Below are 19280 nucleotides of genomic sequence, written 5' to 3' on the forward strand. Positions count from 1 at the left end.
GTCCATGATCAGATCACGCGACGTGGCTGCGGTAGAACGCCCAGGCGTCGCCGATCATGTCGGTCAGCGTGTCCTTCTCCGGCACCCAGCCGAGCTCGTCGCGGGCCCGCTGCGAGGAGGCGACCAGGCTGGCCGGGTCACCGTCGCGGCGCGGTGCCACCTCGACCGGCAGCTCGGTGCCGGTGACCTCACGGGCCACCTCGGCGACCTGGCGGTTGGAGAAGCCGTTGCCGTTGCCCAGGTTGTAGATCTTGTGCTCGCCCGGGGTGGCCGCGTCGAGCGCGAGCAGGTGGGCCCGGGCCAGGTCCTCCACGTGGATGTAGTCGCGCACGCAGGTGCCGTCAGCGGTCGGGTAGTCGTCGCCGAAGAGCTGGAGCTTCTCCCGCTTGCCCGCGGCCACCTGCAGGGCGATCGGGATGAGGTGGGTCTCCGGGTCGTGCCGCTCGCCGATGGCGGTGCCGTCCGGGCGGATCAGCGCGCCGGCCACGTTGAAGTAGCGCAGCGAGACCGCGGCCAGCCGGTGCGCGAACGTCTCGGAGGTCAGCGCGAAGTCGAAGGCCAGCTTGGTGGAGCCGTACGTGCTGGTCGGGGCCTTGACCGCGGACTCGGTGATGGGCAGCTCGGTGGGGTTGCCGTAGACCGCGGCGGTGGAGGAGAAGACGACACGCGGCACCCCGGCGCTGCGTACGGCGTCCAGCAGCGCCAGCGAGCGGACCAGGTTGTGGTCCCAGTACAGCTCGGGCTTGACCATCGACTCGCCGGCGGCGATCAGGCCGGCGAAGTGCACCACCGCGTCGAAGCCGGCCTGCGGGGTCAGCACGCTGCCGGCCTCCGCGATGTCGGCCTGCACGAAGGTGGCGTCGGGCGCGACCGCCTCCCGGAAGCCGGTGCTGAGGTTGTCCAGAACAGTTACCTCGTGACCGGCGTCGAGCAGTAGCCGGCTGGTGACGCTGCCGATATATCCGGCCCCTCCCGTGACGAGCAGTTTCACGTCGTGACCTTTCGTAGCGGATGCTGGACGGACGCGCTGTCTTCAGAATAGCTTTCCACCATGAACGCTCATAAGTCAACACGTTCAAACATCAGACAATCCGGTGCCGGGCGTTTGACGGAAAGCCCGGCGAAGCTGACACAATGGCGCTCATGTCCGACGCCGACCACCGTCCCCGGGTGCTCTCCGGCATCCAGCCGACCGCCGATTCCTTCCACCTCGGCAACTACCTCGGCGCGGTCCGTAACTGGGTGGCCATGCAGGAGACCGCCGACGCCTTCTACTGCGTCGTGGACCTGCACGCGATCACCATGGGGCACGACCCGGTGGCCCTGCGCAACCGCACCCGTCTGTCGGTCGCGCAGCTGCTCGCCCTGGGTCTGGACCCGGAACGCTGCACCCTCTTCGTGCAGTCGCACGTCCCCGAGCACGCCCAGCTCGCCTGGGTGCTGAGCTGCATCACCGGCTTCGGCGAGGCCGGCCGGATGGTCCAGTTCAAGGACAAGTCGGCCAAGCAGGGCTCGGACACCACCAGCGTCGGGCTGTTCACCTACCCGATCCTGCAGGCCGCCGACATCCTGCTCTACCAGGCCGACGCCGTGCCGGTGGGCGAGGACCAGCGCCAGCACCTGGAGCTCACCCGCGACCTGGCCCAGCGGTTCAACACCCGGTTCGGCCCGACCTTCACCGTGCCGGCGGCGTACATCGTCCGCGACACCGCCAAGATCACCGACCTGCAGGACCCGACCTCGAAGATGTCGAAGTCCGCGTCGTCGCCCAACGGCATCCTCGAGCTGCTGGAAGAGCCCGCCCGGTCGGCCAAGAAGATCAAGTCGGCGGTCACCGACACCGGCCGCGAGATCCTCTACGACGAGGAGAACAAGCCCGGCATCAGCAACCTGCTGACCATGTACGCGGCGCTGACCCAGCGGACCATAGACGAACTGCTCGAGGAGTACGACGGCCGCGGCTACGGCGACCTCAAGAAGGACCTCGCCGAGGTCTTCGTCGAGTTCGTCAAGCCGGTCCAGGAGCGCACCCGCACCTACCTGGAGGACCCGGGTTACCTCGACAAGGTCCTCGCGGTCGGCGCCGACAAGGCCCGGGCGGTCTCCGCGGTCACCCTGGCCAACGCCTACCAGCACCTCGGCTTCCTCAGCCCGGCGCGCGAGGTCTGACCCGCGTGGCCGAGGGCACGACGCGCATCGGCGTCGCGATCGACATCCCCGAGCCGTGGGGCTCGGAGCTGACCCACCGCCGGGGCGCGGCGGGCGATCCGCAGGCGGCGTACACACCGGCGCACGTCACCCTGCTCGGCCCGACCGAGATCCGCACCGACGCGTTGCCCGACGTCGAGAAGCATCTCGAGGCGGTCGCCTCGGCCCAGCAGCCGTTCACCATCCACCTGCGCGGCACCGGCACGTTCCGGCCGGTCACCGAGGTGGTCTTCGTGACCCTCGCGGTCGGCATCAGCGAGTGCGAGCTGCTGGCCGCCGCGATCACCGCGTCCGAGGCGATCAACCGGGACACCCGGTTCCCGTACCACCCGCACGTGACGGTGGCCCAGGACGTGCCGAGCGACGCGCTGGACGCGGTCTTCGAGGATCTGGCCGGCTTCTCGGCGCGCTTCGACGTCGGCGGTTTCACGCTCTTCACCCACGGTGGCGAGGGCCCCTGGCAGCGCCGGCGCGACTACCCGCTCGGCGGCCTGCGTTAACCAGCCCGGCCCGCCGGAGGACCCGCCCGGGCCTGCGCGGACAGACCCCGCCACATTGGGTACGGTCGGCGGCGTGAACGCCATCGACCGGGCGTACGCCGCGGTCGAGTCCCGGATCATGGCCCTGCGGCACCGCTCCCGGTACTTCGACCACCTTTGTCGCGCGTTGCTGCGCTACGACGAGGTGCTGGGCGGCCGGCTCGCCGCGGCGATCGCCTACTACGGATTCTTCGCGGTCTTCGCCCTGGCGCTGATCGGTTACTCGATCTTCGGCTTCCTGGTCAACAGCAACACCGGGCTGTTCCAGATCGTCCAGGACTTCCTCGGCGAGAACCTGCCGTTCCTGGACGTCGAGGCGATCGTGGCCAGCGGCCGGACCGTCGGCATCGTCGGCATCGTCGGCCTGGTGTTCACCGGCATCGGCTGGGTGGAGGCGATCCGTTCCTCGCAGCGGCTGATCTGGCGGCTCAACGAGCAGCCCGGCTACATCGGCGTCCGCCAGGTCGTCGACCTGCTCGTGATGATCGGGATCCTGCTGCTGCTCGGCATCTCCGTGTTCGCCGTCTACGGTCTGGAGTCGCTGCTGGAGTGGCTGGCCGGCGGGCACGTGTCGTTCCTGCGCGCGGTGGTCAGCCTCGTCCTCACGCTGGGCATCAACATGCTGCTGGCGGCCGCCCTGCTGGCCGCCGTGCCGCGGCTGCGGATGACCGCGCGCCGGATGGCCCCGCCGGTGCTGCAGGTCGGCATCGGCATCACCCTGCTCAACACGGTGGGCCGCTCGCTGCTCGGCCTGGTCGAGCGCAATCCCGCGTACGGCCTGGTCGCCAGCGCGGTGGGCGTGCTGGTCTACCTGTACGTCTTCAACCAGTTGCTGCTGTTCGGCGCGGCCTGGGCGGCGACCAGCCCGCACGGTCGCGTGGTGGACCTGTCAGCTGACGATAAAACTGCTCCGGTGGGGCAAAATACCTGGATTCGGCACGACCGCCCGGAATGATGAGCGGGTGGGGACCCTCGTGACACTGCACCTGCCGCCTGACTCGCCGGTGGCGAACCTGCCCTGGATCATCACCATCGGCGCGCTGGACGACGAAGAGGAATGGGAACCGCTGGTCTGCGGGCCGTACGAGCGGCCGCACGCCCTGGCGCTGGCCCAGGCCGTGGTGGCCGACGAGGACCTGATGGCGGTGGTCGAACCGCTGCTGCCGCTGGCCGACGCCGACGCGATCCGCGCCGAGATCGAGCTGGCCCGCTCCGGCCAGGACATCGACACCACCGCGACCGACCTGGACGGCGAGGGGCCGCTGCGCACGACGCCGGGCCGGCCCCCGTCCGAGGCCGAGGTACGCGCCGGCTTCGCCCGCATCGCCGCGAAGCTCACCTCGGGCGGCTGACCGGGAGGGGTCCGGCCGGGCGGGCATACTCGTGTCGTGGTGCTCTCGCGACGGTGGTCGGCGTTCCTGGTCCTGGTCGGTGTCTGGACGTGGCTCATCTGGCCCCGGTTCGGCCTGGCGATCTACCGCGACGACCGGTCGTTCGCCGGCGGCAGCCCGACGTCGTTCCTCTGGGTGCACGCGCTGCTGATCACCGCGTCGCTGGTGATCGGCACGACGGTCGGCGTGCTGGGGGTCCGGGCCTGGCGCGCGGCGGCCCCGGCGCCGCGACGCGCCGAAGAAAACGCGGCCGTGGGTCCGGTGTCGCCGAAAGATTAACGGCGGGTTACTCAGGCAACCGGGCATTTCCCGCCCCAGCCTTGCTAAAGCGGCGTTCAGGAGCCCGGCCGGTCGCGGCCAGATAACGGTGCGCCAACAGTCCGGTCCGATTTCCTGACGCCGCCGTGGCCTGCGGCTACGCTCCCGACCTGAGACGCACCGCGAAGTGCCGGTGCGCTGTGGAAGGAGGGCGTCTTGCGCCCAGTACGTGGGAAGCGAATCGTTGCGATTCTCGCGGCGGGTGGGCTCTCGCTCGCCGCCGCTGCCTGTGGCGACGCCCCGGACGACACCCCGAGTGGGGGCGCCAGCAGCGCCGCCGCGGCATATAAGGCGTGCATGGTCACCGACACCGGTGGCATCGACGACCGCTCGTTCAACGCCTCGGCGTGGGCCGGCCTGCAGGCCGCCAAGGAGGCGCAGAACAGCGTCGACCCGAAGTACGTGGCATCGACGGCCGAGGCCGACTACGAGCCCAACCTGCGGCAGTTCGTCACGCAGAAGTGCAACTTCATCCTCTCGGTCGGCGGCCTGATGGGCGGCGCCACCGAGAAGGTGGCCAAGGAGAACCCGACCCAGCAGTTCGGCATCGTGGACAGCAGCATCGCGGGCGCGACCAACGTCTTCCCGATGCAGTTCGCCACCGAGCAGGCGGCCTTCCTGGCCGGCTACGTCGCGGCGGGTTACTCCAAGACCGGCAAGGTGGCCACCTACGGCGGCCTGAAGATCCCGCCGGTCACCGTCTTCATGGACGGCTTCGCCGACGGCGTGGCGTACTACAACAAGCAGAAGAGCAAGAGCGTCCAGGTCCTCGGCTGGGACAAGGCGAAGCAGAACGGCACCTTCGCCGAGAACTTCGGTGACCAGAACAAGGGCAAGACCATCACCAACTCGCAGGTCTCGCAGGGCGCCGACGTCATCATGCCGGTGGCCGGCGGCACGGGCCTGGGCACCGCGGACGTCGCCAAGGCGTCCGGCGGCAAGGTGTCGGTCATCTGGGTCGACCAGGACGGCTGCAAGAGCGCCGAGCAGTACTGCGACGTCTTCCTGACCACGGTGGTCAAGAACATCACCGACGCGGTCGAGACGGCTGTCGCGGACGGCGCCTCGGGCAAGCCGCTCGCGGCGGCCCCGGGCTACCTGGGCACGCTGGAGAACAACGGTGTCTCCATCGCGCCGTACAACCAGTTCGACAGCAAGGTCGACGCCGGGCTCAAGTCCGAGGTCGAGAAGCTCAAGGCGGACATCATCGCGGGTACGGTCAAGGTCGAGTCGGCCAACGCCCCCAAGTGATCCGTTTCCCGGGCCACCGGGTCACGAGCTAGCAATCCGGCCGCCGCGCGGTCGTGGGGTCCACCCCCGCGGCCTGCGCGGCGGCTCTGCTCGGGCTGCTAACGTCCCCCCGTTGATCACCAGCCTCTCGTCTGCAGGAGATTCCGCTGAGACTCGAACTGCGCGGCATCACCAAGCGCTTCGGCGACCTGGTGGCCAACGACCACATCGACCTGACCGTCGAACCGGGTGAGGTGCACGCCCTGCTCGGCGAGAACGGCGCGGGCAAGTCCACCCTGATGAACCAGCTCTACGGGCTGCTCCAGCCCGACGAGGGCGAGGTGCTCGTCGACGGCGTGGCGCGGACCTTCCGCAGCCCCCGCGACGCCATCGCGGCCGGCATCGGCATGGTGCACCAGCACTTCATGCTCGTACCGGTCTTCACCGTGGCGGAGAACATCGCCCTCGGCGCGGAGAAGGCGCGGGCCGGTTTCCTGGACCGGCGCCGGGCCCGGCGCGAGGTGCTGGAGGTCTCCGAGCGCTACGGCCTGCCGGTCGACCCGGACGCGCTGGTGGAGAACCTGCCGGTCGGCGCCCAGCAGCGGGTCGAGATCGTCAAGGCGCTGACCCGCGACGTCGACCTGCTGATCCTCGACGAGCCGACCGCGGTGCTGACCCCGCAGGAGACCGGCGAGCTGCTCGAGGTCATGCGCAGCCTCGCCGCCGCCGGCAAGTCCATCGTCTTCATCACCCACAAGCTCAAAGAGGTCAAGCAGATCGCCGACCGGATCACGGTGATCCGCCGTGGCCGCACCGTAGGGACCGCCTCCCCGGACACCCCCGAGGACGAGCTGGCCGCCCTGATGGTCGGCCGCGCGGTCAACCTGGAGGTCACCAAGGCCCCCGCCGAGCCGGGCCGGGAGGTCCTCAAGATCTCCGGCCTGATCGTCGACGACGACCGCGGCGTACGCGCGGTGGACGGCGTCGACCTGGTCGTGCGGGCCGGCGAGGTGCTCGGCGTCGCGGGTGTGCAGGGCAACGGCCAGACCGAGCTGGTGGAGGCCGTGATGGGCCTGCGCGAGCCGCGGGCCGGGACCATCCAGGTCGACAACGAGGACCTGACCGGCATGACCACCAAGCAGATCCTGCGCTCCGGCGTCGGCTACGTGCCCGAGGACCGCAGTCTCGACGGCGTGGTCAAGGAGTTCACCGTCGCCGAGAACCTGGTGCTCGACCAGTACGACCGGGCGCCGTACGGCAACGCCTTCCGGCTCAACCCGGCGGCGGTCGCCGCGGCGGCCCGCGAGCGGGTGGAGCAGTTCGACATCCGTACGTCCTCACCGGACGCGGCGGTCAGCACCCTCTCCGGCGGCAACCAGCAGAAGGTCGTGGTGGCCCGGGAGCTGTCCCGGCCGCTGCGGCTGTTCATCGCCTCGCAGCCGACCCGCGGCGTGGACGTCGGCTCGATCGAGTTCATCCACGGCCGTGTCGTGCACGAGCGGGACGTCGGCACCGCGGTGCTGGTGGTCTCCAGCGAGCTGGACGAGGTCGCGGCGCTGGCCGACCGGATCGCGGTCATGTACAGGGGGCGGATCCTGGCGATCGTCTCGCCGGACACGCCTCGCGAGGAGATCGGCCTGCTGATGGCCGGCATCACGGACCCCTCGGCCGCGGCGCCGGCCGAGCCGGTGACCGAGCCGGGCACCGGGCCGGCGGCGGACGGCGACGGGGCCGCAGAGAAGGGGACCAAGTGACCACCGACGAACCGGTCGGCGCACCGCGGAAGCCGGCCGACGAGCCGGCCGCGGACCCGGCTGTCGCCACGGGCGTGCAGGACAAGCCGGCCGCCGCCCCGGACAAGAAGCCGGGCGACGACGACTCCTTCCTGAGTCACTTCCTGCACAACCTGTGGGCGGCCAACACGGTCACCGTGACCGTGCTCTCGGTCATCATGGCCATGGTCATCGGCGCGATCCTGATCATCGTGTCCGACCCGGCGGTGCTGGACACGTTCTCGTACCTCACCGCCCGGCCCGGCGACGCGCTCAACGCCAGCTGGACCGTGGTCAGCAACGCGTACGCGGATCTGTTCAAGGGCGCGATCGTCGACCCGGCCGCGATCACCGCCTGGAGCAACGGCACCGGCACCTGGCGCCAGGTCGTCTTCCCGATCTCCGAGACGCTGACGTACGCGGCCCCGCTGGTCTTCACCGGCCTGTCGGTGGCGCTGGCGTTCCGCGGCGGCCTGTTCAACATCGGTGGCCAGGGCCAGGCGGTCGTCGGCACGATCTGCGCCGCGCTGGCCGGCTTCCTGCTGCCGCTGCCGCCGGTGATCCACCTGATCGCCGCGCTCGTCGCCGGGCTGCTCGGCGGCGCGCTCTGGGGCTTCGTGCCGGGCATCCTCAAGGCCCGCACCGGCGCCCACGAGGTCATCGTCACGATCATGCTGAACTACACCGCCAACCTGTTCCTGAGCTGGCTGATCCTGCAGAAGGGCATCCAGCAGAGCGGGCGCAGCGACGCGATCAGCGAGCCGGTCGACTCCTCGGCGCAGCTGCCGGCCGTCGGCGGCGAGGTCCGGGTGAACCTGGGCATCGTGCTGGCCGTGCTGGCCACCGCGGCGGTCGCCTGGCTGCTCAACCGGTCGGCGTTCGGTTTCGAGCTGCGCGCGGTCGGTGCCAACCCGGCCGCCGCCCGGACCGCGGGCATCAGCGTCGCGCGCACGTACACCCTGCTCATGGTCACCGCCGGTGGCCTGGCCGGGCTCGGCGGCGCGACCCAGGTGCTGGGCACCGCGCACGCGCTGACCACCCAGGTGGCCGGCAACATCGGCTTCGACGGCCTGCTGGTCGCCCTGCTCGGCCGGAACCGGCCGTGGGGCACCCTGGCCGCCGCGGTGCTGTTCGGCGCGCTGCGGGCCGGCGGCAACCGGATGCAGTCGTTCTCGAGCATCTCCCTGGAGCTGGTGACCGTGCTCCAGGCCCTGATCGTCATCTTCATCGCCGCCCCGGCCCTCGTGAAGGCGATCTTCCACCTGCGGGCCGCCCGCTCCGCGCGGCTCGGCGCATCGATGGCGAAGGGCTGGTGACCCCGGTGTCGACGGCGACAGTGGAGGACCTGACACAGACCGCGGCCCCGGCCCGGTTCTGGGACCGGCAGCGGCGGCTCGGGGTCGGCGTGGTGCTGATCGGCCTGATCGCGACGGCCATCTTCGGGCCGCTCGCCCCCTCGAAGACCGCCCGCTTCACCTTGAGCGAGGACGCCGCGGGCGCGGCGCTGTCCATCAACGGCCAGCTCGGCACCATCCTGTTCGGCCTGGTCTCGGTGGCCGCGGGTGCGGTGCTGCTGGCCGGGCTGGCCCGCCGGTACCAGACCTCCGTGCTGAGCCTGGGCATCCTCGGCTTCGTGCTGTCGTTCCTGTGCTGGCAGGTGGCGGGCAAGTTCCTGCCGCTGGTCGACACGGCGAGCGGCACGCTGGAGCTCGCGGTCCCGCTGGTGCTCGGCGCCCTGGCCGGCGTGCTCGGCGAACGCTCCGGCGTGGTCAACGTGGCCATCGAGGGCCAGTTCCTGATGGGCGCGTTCGGCGCGGCCCTGGTCGGCACGATGGCGACCAGCGTCTGGGCCGGCCTGTTCAGCGCGGCGGTCGGCGGCGTGCTCATCGCGGCGATCCTGGCCGTGCTGGCGATCCGCTACCTGGTGGACCAGGTCGTGGTCGGCATCGTGCTCAACCTGCTGGCGCTGGGCATGACCGGCTTCCTCTACGAGCGACTCATGCAGACCGACGCGCAGTCGTACAACCAGCCGCCGCGGATGCCCGAGTGGCGCATCCCCGGCCTGGCCGACATCCCGGTCGTCGGCCCGGTCCTGTTCGACACGAACCTGCTGGTCTGGCTGGCCCTGATCCTGGTCTTCGCGATCCACTTCGGGCTCACCCGGACCCGCTGGGGCCTGCGGACCCGGGCGGTGGGCGAGCACCCGACGGCGGCCGACACGGTCGGCATCCGGGTACGCGGCCTGCGCTACCTCAACGTGCTGCTGGGCGGCCTGATCGCGGGTGCCGGTGGCGCCTACTTCACTCTGGTGGCGACGGGCAGCTTCAACAAGAACATGACGGCGGGCGCCGGCTTCATCGCGCTGGCGGCGCTGATCTTCGGTCGCTGGACGCCGTTCGGGGCGCTCGGGGCGGCGCTGTTCTTCGGCTTCGCGCAGAAGCTGGCGACCTATCTCAGCGTCGCGGGCAGCTCGGTGCCGAGCCAGTTCCTCAACATGCTGCCGTACCTGGCGACCATCATCGCGGTGGCCGGACTGGTCGGCCGGGTCCGCGCGCCGGCCGCCGACGGGCAGCCCTACATCAAGAGCTGACCGGCCGTTCAGGGGAGCCGCGACCGGCCGGAACGGTGGTGGGGCAGAATCGGCGGCATGGAGATCGACTGGGGCTCGCTGCGGGCCGCCGCCATCGAGGCCATGCGCCGCGCCTACGCCCCGTACTCCGACTTCCCGGTCGGGGTGGCCGGGCTCGTCGACGACGGCCGGGTCGTGGTCGGCTGCAACGTGGAGAACGCGTCGTACGGCGTCGGCCTCTGCGCCGAGTGCGGCCTGGTCAGCTCGCTGCACGCCACCGGCGGGGGCCGGCTGGTCGCCGTCTCGTGCGTGGACGCCAACGGCCTGCCGCTGATGCCGTGCGGCCGCTGCCGCCAGCTGCTGTACGAGCACGGCGGGGCGGACTGCCTGGTGGAGGCGCTGCCCCGGCCGCTGCGGATGGCGGAGCTGCTGCCGAACGCGTTCGGGCCCGACGACATCGAGAAGGTCACCGGGCCGTCGGCGGTGCCGGCCGTGCCCGCCCAGCTCGCCAAGTGGCGCGGCCGCGGGACGGTGTTCGTGCACCCGGACCTCTCCGGCGGCGAGCAGGTGTGGACCGGCTACTGGGAGCGGTCGGCCGGCAGCCCCGGTGAGGCCGAGGCGGAGAAGGGTGTCCTCGAGGAGGGGCCGAACTTCGCGACCGCCGGTGCGGCGGTGACCTGGGGGCTCACCCGTACCCCCAGGGTCGTGGTCGTCGACGCCGAGGGCGGCCTGTCCTGGGCCGGCGAGGGCGAACCGCCGGAAGGCATCGGAACCAAGTGGGAGCAATCATGAGCGAGTTCGCCGCGGTCGACGTCATCCGGACCAAGCGGGACGGCGGGGTGCTCTCCGACGCCGCGATCGACTGGGTCGTGGACGCGTACACCCGGGGTGCCGTCGCCGACGAGCAGATGTCCGCGCTCGCCATGGCCATCCTGCTGCGCGGGATGACCCCTGCGGAGATCGCCCGCTGGACCGCGGCGATGATCGCCAGCGGCGAGCGCCTGGACCTGTCGGCCGTCTCCCGGCCGACCGTGGACAAGCACTCCACCGGCGGCGTCGGCGACAAGATCACGTTGCCGCTGACCCCGCTGGTCGCCGCCTGCGGCGCGGCCGTGCCGCAGCTCTCCGGGCGCGGCCTCGGGCACACCGGCGGCACCCTCGACAAGCTCGAGTCGATCCCGGGCTGGCGGGCGGCCCTGAGCAACGACGAGTTCGTCCGTCAGCTCCGGGACGTCGGTGCGGTCATCTGCGCGGCCGGCGACGGGCTCGCCCCCGCCGACCGCAAGCTGTACGCCCTGCGCGACGTCACCGGCACGGTCGAGGCCATCCCGCTGATCGCCAGCTCGATCATGAGCAAGAAGATCGCCGAGGGCACCGGCGCGCTGGTGCTCGACGTCAAGGTCGGCACCGGCGCGTTCATGAAGGACGTCGACACGGCCCGCGAGCTGGCCCGGACCATGGTCGAGCTGGGCACCGCGCACGGCGTCCGGACGGTCGCCCTGCTCACCGACATGAACACCCCGCTGGGCCTGGCCGTCGGCAACGCGATCGAGGTCCAGGAGTCGCTGGAGGTGCTGGCCGGTGGCGGTCCGGCCGACGTGGTGGAGCTGACCCTGGCCCTGGCCCGGGAGATGCTGGCCGCGGCCGGCCTGGACACCGACCCGGCCGAGGTGCTCAAGTCCGGCGCGGCGATGGACTCGTGGCGGGCGATGATCCGGGCCCAGGGCGGCGACCCGGACGCGGCGCTGCCCACCGCCCGCGAGACCGAGGTGCTGCGCGCCGGCACCGACGGTGTGGTCGCGGGCATCGACGCGCTGGACGTGGGCCTGGCGGCCTGGCGGCTCGGCGCGGGACGGGCCCGCAAGGAGGACCCGGTGAGCTTCGGCGCCGGGATCATGCTCAAGGTGCGCCCAGGAGACACCGTACGGGCCGGCGACGTGCTGCTCGAACTGCGTACCGATGACGCCGGCCGGATCCCGGCGGCGCTGGCCACCGCCGAGGGCGCGGTCCGGATCGCGCCGGGCGCGCCCGCCCCCGCACCGCTGCTGATCGACCGCATAGCCTGATCGGTCATGAAGGCCGCCCCCGATCCCCGAGCGGTGCGCGACGCCAGCCTGGACGAGCTGCACCGGCTCGGACTGCCGCTGCCGCCACCGGCGTTCCCGCTGGTCTGGGAGCCGGGGGACGGCGTGCAGCTGCGCGCGACGGCCGAGATCGAGGCCCGGGCGGCGGTCCTGCACGTGGTGGTGGCCCGCTGCTTCGGCATGCCCACCGAGGCGGCGATGACCTGGTTGCTCAGCTCGCACCTGGTGGATTTCGTCACACCGCCGGAGTGGCAGTTCGTGGCCGGCGGCAAGGGTGACCACCGGTCCTTCGTGCTGCACCACGACGCGGTGTTCGCGCTGGCCTGGCTGTTGGGGCTAAGCCGGCACCTGGACCCGACCGAACCGCCCGAGGACAGGCTGATGCAGCAGATGCCGGACCTGCCCGGCGGGGAGCTGTTCGACCGGTGGCGGTCGCGGTCGCTGGTGGCGCCGCGGGACGCGATCGAGGCGGCGGTGCTGCTCGACCTCTACTACTGCCTGGACTGGGCGTTCCAGGAATCGGAGAAGGCCGGCGTGCCGGTGCCGGGGGAGATGGACAGCAACGCCATCGGGCAGCGCAGGTGGGCGCTCGAGTGGGGGGTGGTGTTCGTGGGGCCGTACCACGAGGAGCCGCCGGAGTGGGAAGAGGTCGACCTCTCCGTGTAACCGCGGCTACACCGGGCGGTAGACGGTCAGGGTCACCGCCGCGGTGACGGTCTGCTCCGCGGCCCTGATCTTGTCCAGGGGGACATGGCGGGCGCTCGGGGTCATCCCGATCAGGGTCCGGGTCTCCATGGCCGTCAGGCTGAGCCGGCGGCGATGGGTCGTCGTGCTCTCCGCGCGGAAGCTCGGGCCCAGTGTCTCCGCCACCCGATCGGCCTTGGCCGGGTCGACCCGGATCAGGCCGTGGGCGGTCACCAGCTCCCGCAGGTGTTCCGGGGCCGGGGTGACGACGAGGAGCATGCCGTCGCGGCGCAGGACCCGGTGGAACTCCGGGCCGTTGCGCGGGGCGAAGACGTTCAGCAGGACCGATACCGAGGCGTCGGCCAGTGGGAGGGGACGCCAGAGGTCGGCCAGGGCGGCGCCGGCCCGGGGATGGGCGCGGGCGGCGCGGCGCAGGGCGGGTTTCGACACGTCGAGGCCGAGACCCGGGACAGCCGGCAGGGCGTCGAGGACTTGCGCCAGGTAGTCACCGGTGCCCGTACCCGCGTCGAGGACCAGGCCGTCGTCTGCCCGTACCGTCTCGGCCAGCGCCTCCGCGATGAAGGTGTAATGGCCTTCGGCCAGGAAGGCCGCCCGGTCCGCGATCATCTCGGCCGAGTCGCCCGGATGGGGCGACCGGCCCGCCGTCAGGTTCACGTAGCCCTGCCGCGCGATGTCGAAGCTGTGCCCCTGGCGGCACCGCAGGGCCTGGTCGCCGGTCCGGGCCAGCCCTTCGCCGCACACCGGGCAGCGCAGGTACGGCAATGCTCCGTCGATCATCCGCTGCTTCCCTCTAGCATCTGTTGATGGTCGCCATCACCCACGCCGACATCGTCAACGCCCCGAAGGCCCTGCTGCACGACCACCTCGACGGTGGGCTGCGGCCCGCCACGATCGTGGAGCTCGCCGCCGAGATCGGGCACGACCTGCCCGAGACCGACCCGGCCCGGCTGGGGGACTGGTTCGTCGCCGCGGCCGACTCCGGGTCGCTGGAACGCTACCTGGAGACCTTCGCGCACACCGTCGCGGTGATGCAGACCGAGGCGGGCCTGCACCGGGTGGCCAAGGAGTGCGCGCTGGACCTGGCCGCCGACGGCGTCGTCTACGCCGAGATCCGGTACGCCCCGGAGCAGCATCTGGAGCGCGGGCTGAGCCTGGACGCGGTCGTCGACGCGGTGCACGCCGGATTCCGCGAGGGTTGCGCCGAGGCGGCCGCACTGGGTCACCACATCCGGATCGGCACGCTGCTGACCGCGATGCGGCACGCCGCCCGGTCCCAGGAGATTGCCGAGCTGGCGGTGCGGTACCGCGACACCGGAGTGGTCGGCTTCGACATCGCCGGCGCGGAGGCGGGCTTCCCGCCCACCCGGCACCTGGACGCGTTCGAGTATCTGCAGCGGGAGAACTTCCACTTCACCATCCACGCCGGCGAGGCCTTCGGGCTGCCGTCCATCTGGCAGGCGATCCAGTGGTGCGGCGCCGACCGGCTGGGCCACGGCGTGCGGATCGTGGACGACATCACCGGGACGAGCCTGGGGCGGCTGTCGTCGTACGTGCGGGACAAGCGGATCCCGCTGGAGCTGTGCCCGTCGTCCAACGTGCAGACCGGCGCGGCGCCGTCGATCGCCGAGCACCCCATCGGGCTGCTGCACGACCTGCGCTTCCGGGTCACGGTCAACACCGACAACCGGCTGATGAGCGGTACGTCGATGTCGCGCGAGATGGCGCTGCTGGCCGAGGCCTTCGGGTGGGGCTGGAGTGAGCTGCAGTGGTTCACGATCAACGCGATGAAGTCGGCGTTCATCCCGTACGACGAGCGGCTGGCGATCATCAACGATGTGATCAAGCCGGCGTACGCGAAGTTGCTGGCCTAAAGTCCCCTTTTAAGCGGCATTGGCGACACGTCCGTACTTTCGTCTCGCGAAACTGGCGATTCGGTCAGCCGCCTCATCCTTTCGGACAGAGTGCTGTCTCAAACACTGCACAATCCGGCATCTTGCCTTGCCGTCGGCTCCTGTGCGAGCAATCGTCTGTGCTGCCGCGATCGAAGCTGGATCGGGTCTGATCGGTGTGTGCGGGAACCCCGTGGCGCCGCTCGGAGCGAGTGACTCAAAGAGAAGCGCCCTTATACGAGCAGTGATGACTGACCGGCGATGTCCAACTCTTCGGACGCAACATCGCATCACACAAACGGTCCGGGTCAGGCTGCTCTTTCTCTTTGACACTCGTCGTGATGGAATCTCGGGGGCCCGACCCGGTGAGTCGGCCGTGTGCGGTGCCCGGTGATCCGATGGCCGGGTCCGAATCAGGAGGACGGTGACGTGAGCAAGCGCCCCAAGACGGCGAACGCTGTCATGTCGCGTCTCGGCCGGCCGGCCGGCCGGCTGCGGGATCTGCCGATCTGGTCGAAGCTCGGGCTCATCATGCTCGTGCCCACGCTGGCGACGGTCGTCGTCGGCACCAGCGGCCTGATCGACCACATCAACGAGGCCAGTGACGCCGAGCGCGCCCGCACCCTGTCGGTGCTGTCGCAGGCCGCCGGTGGTCTTGTCGATCACCTGCAGAACGAACGCGCCTACGGCGTGATGATCGCGACCACCAGGAAGACCACGCCCGAGCGGACCGCCGCGGACGCCGCCTACAAGGCCGAGCACCCGAAGGTGGACGCCGCCAAGCTGCCGTACTCGCAGCAGAAGGCCGCCCTCGACGACGTGCCCGAGCAGGTCAACATCCTGCTCAAGCGGCTCGACAGCAACCTGCTCGAGCTGCCCTCGATCCGCAGCCGCACCGCCAACGGCGACTTCAACACCCAGGAACTCAGGGAGAACTACGACCCCCTGATCAACGACCTGTTGAACGTCCGCGACGCGTCCGCGCAGCTCGCCCAGGACACCAACCTCAGCGACAAGTTGCGGGTCGTCGCCGCCGTCGCCCGCGGCAAGGACTACATCGCCCAGCAGCGCGCCGTCGGCCTCGAGGTCCTCGGCGCCGAGGACTTCACGCCCAGCCTGCGGCGCAAGTTCCTGCTGACCGACACCGGTTATGCGATCTCCGACGCCACCATGCGGCAGGTCGCGACCGACGAGGACAAGGCACTCTTCGACCGGGTCGTCAGCGGCCCGGCCAAGCGCAACGCCACCAACCTCACCATCCCGCTGCAGGGACTGGCCCCGAACAACTCCAAGTCCATCCCGTTCAACCGCCCCCAGTGGGAAGCGGCGATGCAGGGCTACAACGACCTGTTCCGCAACGTCGAGAACCGCCTCGACAGCCAGGTCGTGGAGCAGGCCACCGAGATCCGTGACGACGTGCAGACGCAGGTCTTCGTGGAGACCAGCATCCTGCTCGGCCTGCTGCTGCTGGCCATCATCTTCGCCTGGCTGGTCGCCCGCTCGATGGCCCGGTCGCTGCGCGAGCTGCGCCAGGGTGCTCTCAACGTCGCCCAGTTCGGCCTGCCCCAGGCGGTCGAGCGGCTGCGTGACCCCGCGCTGACCGGCTCGCTGACCCCGGCCCAGGTGGCCGACCAGGTCGCCGAGCCGCTGCCGGTCCGCAGCCGGGACGAGTTCGGCCAGGTGACCGAGGCGTTCAACGCGGTCCACCTGGAAGCCGTCCGCACCGCGGCCGAGCAGGCCGCCCTGCGGTCCTCCGTCTCGACGATGTTCGTCAACCTGGCCCGCCGCTCGCAGATCCTGGTCGACCGGCTGATCGGTCACCTCGACCGCCTCGAGCGCGGCGAGGAGGACCCGGACCGGCTGGCCGAGCTCTTCCAGCTCGACCACCTCGCCACCCGGATGCGCCGCAACGACGAGAACCTCCTGGTCCTCGCCGGTGCCGACTCGACCCGTGTGCAGCGCGAGCCGGCGGCCCTGATCGACGTGCTCCGCGCCGCGCAGTCCGAGGTCGAGCACTACACCCGCATCGAGTTCGGCATGATCGACCGCGACATCGAGGTGTCCGCGCACGCGGTCAACGACATGGTCCACCTGGTCGCCGAGCTCTTCGACAACGCGACCGCGTTCTCCCCGCCGAACTCGCACGTCATCGTCGAGGCCCGGCGCCTGGGCGACGGTGCGGTGCTCTCGGTCGAGGACCGTGGCATCGGCATCAGCCGCGAGCAGCTGCGCGACCTCAACGAGCGGCTCGCCCAGCCGCCGATGGTGGACGTGGCCGTCTCCCGGATGATGGGCCTGGTCGTGGTCGCCCGCCTGGCCAACCGGCACGGCGTCAAGGTCGAGCTGCGCCCGGCCGACACCGAGCGCGGCACGGTCGCCGACGTGGGCCTGCCGGCCAGCGTCATGGTCTCCGCCTCGGCGGCGAACCGGCTACAGCCCGGCGCCAACCCGTACGACCAGCCGGCGCGCAACGCGTACACCGAGCCGCCGCTGGCCCTCGAGAGCAGCTCCAACGGTCGCGGTGGCTACCCCACCGGGCGTCCGTTCGACCCGAACCCGCCGATGCCCGCCGGCGGCATGCTCGGCGCCGGTGGCAACGGCAACCGTTCGGTCCCGGCCTGGTCGGACCTGACCGGCGCCCCCTCGAACGGCTTCGAGCCCGCCGGGAACGGCAACGGCTTCGGCGGTCCGAGCAACGGCTTCGGTGGCCCCAGCAACGGCTTCGGCGGCGCCAACGGCGCGAATGGGGCCAACGGCTTCCACGGCCCGCGCAGCAACGAGCCGATCCCGCCGCGGCCGCAGTCGCCGGCCGGCCCGCAGGGCTTCAGCGGTCCCGACGGGCTGCCGCAGCGTCGCAACGGTGACGCCTACCGGCCCGAGGACACGGGCTCGTACGGCCACACCATCCCGCGTCAGCTGCCGGCCAACCCGGAGTCGCAGAGCCGCAACACGTTCGTGCCGCCGGTCTCCGCGCCCCCGGTCCCGCCGGTGTCCGCGCCGCCGGTGCCGTCCGCCCCGCCGTACGGTGGTGGCCGGCCGGTGTCCGCGCCGCCCGTGTCGTCGGCCCCGCCGGCTTCCGCACCGCCGTACCAGGGTCAGCAGCCCGGCCAGAACAGGCCCAGCTCGGCGCTGCCCGCGCCGCAGTCGGCCGCCGCTCCGGCCCCGCCCGCCTGGCCGCCGGTCAGCGCGGAGCGCGAGTCCGGCAGCAGCAGCGCCCCGCACGTCCCGGAGAGCCTCGCGGCCGCCCTGGACATGACGGCGGAGCTGCCCCGCTACCGTTCCGACCGCGGTGCCTCGAGCTCGCAGCCCCAGGTTGCCCGCCCGACCAACCCGCAGAACGGCACGCCGCAGTCCGAGGCCGAACGGTCCGCCGCGGCCGCCGCAGCCGCCCACGAAGCAGCGACCGCGCAGGCAGCCGCCGCTCAGGCGACCGCCGCCGCGCAGATCGCCGCCGCCCAGGCCGCGGCGCGTCAGCGACAGTCCGGGGAGACGTCGGCGCAGTATGCCGACGAGACCATGGAACTGCCTATCTTCCGTGAGCTCGAGTCGGCCTGGTTCACCACGGCCCGGCCCACCGAGCCCGCGAAGCCGGCGCCCGCCGCCACCCCGGCGCCGTCGAACGACGACAACGCCGACTCGGTGGTCACCACCCAGCGCTTCTCCACCGGGGAACCGGCGCGCTCGGTCGGGGTGCCCCAGCAGGCCTCCCCGGAGTCCCGCAACGGCGACCGCGAGCCGGCCCCGGTCGGCGCGGTCGCGGCGAACGGCAACGGCAACAGCTCACTGAACGGCGCTGCCTCGAGTCCGTGGCAGACCGCCGCGGACGACGGCTGGCAGGCCGCCCGCAAGGCGGCCGAGATGCCGGTCGACACCACGACGACGGCAGGTCTGCCGCGCCGTACGCCGATGGCACAGCTCGTGCCGGGTGGCGTCGACCGGGCCGAGACCTCCGTACAACGCCGCACACCCGAGGCGGTTCGCGGGCTCCTGTCCGCTTACCATCGCGGGGTGCAGCGGGGTCGCACGAAGGAAAATTCGACCAACCCGGAGGAGACTCCGGGAGGGCAGCAGTCCTCGCAGGCTGGCAAGGAGCATGAAGCATGACAAGTACGCAGGATCTGGGTTGGCTGCTCGCCAACTTTGCCGACCGCGTTCCCGGGGTGGCGCACGCGATCGCGGTCTCCGCCGACGGTCTGCTTCTCGCGGCCTCCAGGGACCTTCCGCGTGACCGTGCCGACCAGCTGGCGGCTATCGCCTCCGGCCTGGTCAGCCTCACTCAGGGCGCCGCGAGGTGCTTCGAGGGTGGTGCGGTGCTGCAGACGGTCGTCGAGATGGACAACGGGTTCCTCTTCCTGATGTCGATCTCCGACGGTTCGTCGTTCGCCGTGCTCGCAGCCCGCAGCTGCGACGTCGGTCAGGTGGGCTACGAGATGGCGCTCCTGGTCGACCGGGTCGGCGAGGCGCTCACGCCCGCGCCGCGGTCCGCGGCCGGAGTTCTCGGCTGAACGGATGGTCCGCCGGCTCCGTCCGGCATCTGTCCAAAAGCTTGACGACAAGAGACACTTCTATGGGCCA

17 protein-coding genes are annotated in these 19280 nt (G+C 71.3%); 15 read left to right on the forward strand and 2 right to left on the reverse strand.

Going from position 1 to position 19280, the window contains the following annotated elements; all coding sequences use genetic code 11:
- Positions 1–13: 13 nt before the first annotated feature.
- Positions 14–991 carry a UDP-glucose 4-epimerase GalE gene (gene galE, locus ACZ6S4_RS12875; protein WP_465475107.1) on the reverse strand — a complete coding sequence of 326 codons (978 nt, stop codon included), beginning with the start codon at positions 989–991 and terminating at the stop codon, positions 14–16.
- A gap of 152 nt (positions 992–1143) precedes the next feature.
- Here galE and trpS point away from each other — a divergent pair, with 152 nt between their 5' ends.
- The 12 genes from trpS (at position 1144) to ACZ6S4_RS12935 (ending at position 12777) form a co-directional block, all read left to right on the forward strand.
- Positions 1144–2169, forward strand: a complete 1026-nt coding sequence (gene trpS, locus ACZ6S4_RS12880) for a tryptophan--tRNA ligase (RefSeq protein WP_465475108.1) — start codon at positions 1144–1146, stop codon at positions 2167–2169.
- Positions 2166–2708 carry a 2'-5' RNA ligase family protein gene (locus ACZ6S4_RS12885; RefSeq protein WP_465475391.1) on the forward strand — a complete coding sequence of 181 codons (543 nt, stop codon included), beginning with the start codon at positions 2166–2168 and terminating at the stop codon, positions 2706–2708. The genes trpS and ACZ6S4_RS12885 overlap by 4 nt, the downstream gene beginning before the upstream one ends.
- A 73-nt stretch (positions 2709–2781) precedes the next feature.
- A complete protein-coding gene (locus ACZ6S4_RS12890) occupies positions 2782–3702 on the forward strand; it encodes a YihY/virulence factor BrkB family protein (protein ID WP_465475109.1) in 921 nt (306 codons plus the stop codon).
- Between the two features lie 7 nt (positions 3703–3709).
- Positions 3710–4099, forward strand: coding sequence for a hypothetical protein (locus tag ACZ6S4_RS12895; RefSeq protein ID WP_465475110.1), 390 nt, complete (start codon positions 3710–3712; stop codon positions 4097–4099).
- Between the two features lie 36 nt (positions 4100–4135).
- The gene (locus ACZ6S4_RS12900) at positions 4136–4417 is read left to right on the forward strand and encodes an SCO4848 family membrane protein (protein WP_465475111.1); all 282 of its coding nucleotides are present in this window, start codon (positions 4136–4138) and stop codon (positions 4415–4417) included.
- Between the two features lie 195 nt (positions 4418–4612).
- A complete protein-coding gene (locus ACZ6S4_RS12905) occupies positions 4613–5707 on the forward strand; it encodes a BMP family lipoprotein (RefSeq protein ID WP_465475112.1) in 1095 nt (364 codons plus the stop codon).
- Positions 5708–5898: 191 nt separating this feature from the next.
- Positions 5899–7440: an ABC transporter ATP-binding protein gene (locus ACZ6S4_RS12910; RefSeq protein ID WP_465475113.1), complete on the forward strand. Its 1542-nt coding sequence runs from the start codon at positions 5899–5901 to the stop codon at positions 7438–7440.
- A gap of 131 nt (positions 7441–7571) precedes the next feature.
- On the forward strand, positions 7572–8774 hold the full coding sequence (locus ACZ6S4_RS12915; protein WP_465475392.1) for an ABC transporter permease: 1203 nt from the start codon (positions 7572–7574) through the stop codon (positions 8772–8774).
- Positions 8775–8779: 5 nt separating this feature from the next.
- Complete coding sequence (locus ACZ6S4_RS12920; RefSeq protein WP_465475114.1) at positions 8780–10048, forward strand: ABC transporter permease; 1269 nt, start codon at positions 8780–8782, stop codon at positions 10046–10048.
- A 57-nt stretch (positions 10049–10105) separates the two neighbouring features.
- Positions 10106–10819 carry a cytidine deaminase gene (locus ACZ6S4_RS12925; RefSeq protein WP_465475115.1) on the forward strand — a complete coding sequence of 238 codons (714 nt, stop codon included), beginning with the start codon at positions 10106–10108 and terminating at the stop codon, positions 10817–10819.
- Entirely contained in the window at positions 10816–12093 is a 1278-nt protein-coding gene (locus ACZ6S4_RS12930; RefSeq protein WP_465475116.1) for a thymidine phosphorylase, read from the forward strand. The genes ACZ6S4_RS12925 and ACZ6S4_RS12930 overlap by 4 nt, the downstream gene beginning before the upstream one ends.
- A gap of 6 nt (positions 12094–12099) precedes the next feature.
- Positions 12100–12777 carry a DUF4272 domain-containing protein gene (locus tag ACZ6S4_RS12935; protein ID WP_465475117.1) on the forward strand — a complete coding sequence of 226 codons (678 nt, stop codon included), beginning with the start codon at positions 12100–12102 and terminating at the stop codon, positions 12775–12777.
- A 6-nt stretch (positions 12778–12783) separates the two neighbouring features.
- Here ACZ6S4_RS12935 and ACZ6S4_RS12940 read toward each other — a convergent pair whose 3' ends face one another.
- Positions 12784–13593, reverse strand: coding sequence for a putative RNA methyltransferase (locus ACZ6S4_RS12940; protein ID WP_465475118.1), 810 nt, complete (start codon positions 13591–13593; stop codon positions 12784–12786).
- Positions 13594–13619: 26 nt separating this feature from the next.
- Between ACZ6S4_RS12940 and ACZ6S4_RS12945 the strand changes: the two genes are divergently transcribed.
- From ACZ6S4_RS12945 to ACZ6S4_RS12955, 3 genes are all read left to right on the forward strand, one after another.
- The gene (locus ACZ6S4_RS12945) at positions 13620–14687 is read left to right on the forward strand and encodes an adenosine deaminase (RefSeq protein WP_465475119.1); all 1068 of its coding nucleotides are present in this window, start codon (positions 13620–13622) and stop codon (positions 14685–14687) included.
- Positions 14688–15134: 447 nt separating this feature from the next.
- On the forward strand, positions 15135–18809 hold the full coding sequence (locus ACZ6S4_RS12950) for a sensor histidine kinase (RefSeq protein WP_465475120.1): 3675 nt from the start codon (positions 15135–15137) through the stop codon (positions 18807–18809).
- Complete coding sequence (locus ACZ6S4_RS12955; RefSeq protein WP_014447580.1) at positions 18806–19210, forward strand: roadblock/LC7 domain-containing protein; 405 nt, start codon at positions 18806–18808, stop codon at positions 19208–19210. Before ACZ6S4_RS12950 ends, ACZ6S4_RS12955 begins: the two co-directional genes overlap by 4 nt.
- Positions 19211–19280 lie beyond the last annotated feature (70 nt).

This window comes from Actinoplanes sp. NPDC051405, from assembly GCF_055586185.1.

Coding starts and splice junctions, on each gene's coding strand:
- ACZ6S4_RS12955 (WP_014447580.1), top strand. CDS start 18,806: ATGACAAGTACGCAGGATCTGGGTTGGCTGCTCGCCAACTTTGCCGAC.
- ACZ6S4_RS12940 (WP_465475118.1), bottom strand. CDS start 13,593: ATGATCGACGGAGCATTGCCGTACCTGCGCTGCCCGGTGTGCGGCGAA.
- ACZ6S4_RS12925 (WP_465475115.1), top strand. CDS start 10,106: ATGGAGATCGACTGGGGCTCGCTGCGGGCCGCCGCCATCGAGGCCATG.
- ACZ6S4_RS12945 (WP_465475119.1), top strand. CDS start 13,620: ATGGTCGCCATCACCCACGCCGACATCGTCAACGCCCCGAAGGCCCTG.
- ACZ6S4_RS12930 (WP_465475116.1), top strand. CDS start 10,816: ATGAGCGAGTTCGCCGCGGTCGACGTCATCCGGACCAAGCGGGACGGC.
- ACZ6S4_RS12935 (WP_465475117.1), top strand. CDS start 12,100: ATGAAGGCCGCCCCCGATCCCCGAGCGGTGCGCGACGCCAGCCTGGAC.
- trpS (WP_465475108.1), top strand. CDS start 1,144: ATGTCCGACGCCGACCACCGTCCCCGGGTGCTCTCCGGCATCCAGCCG.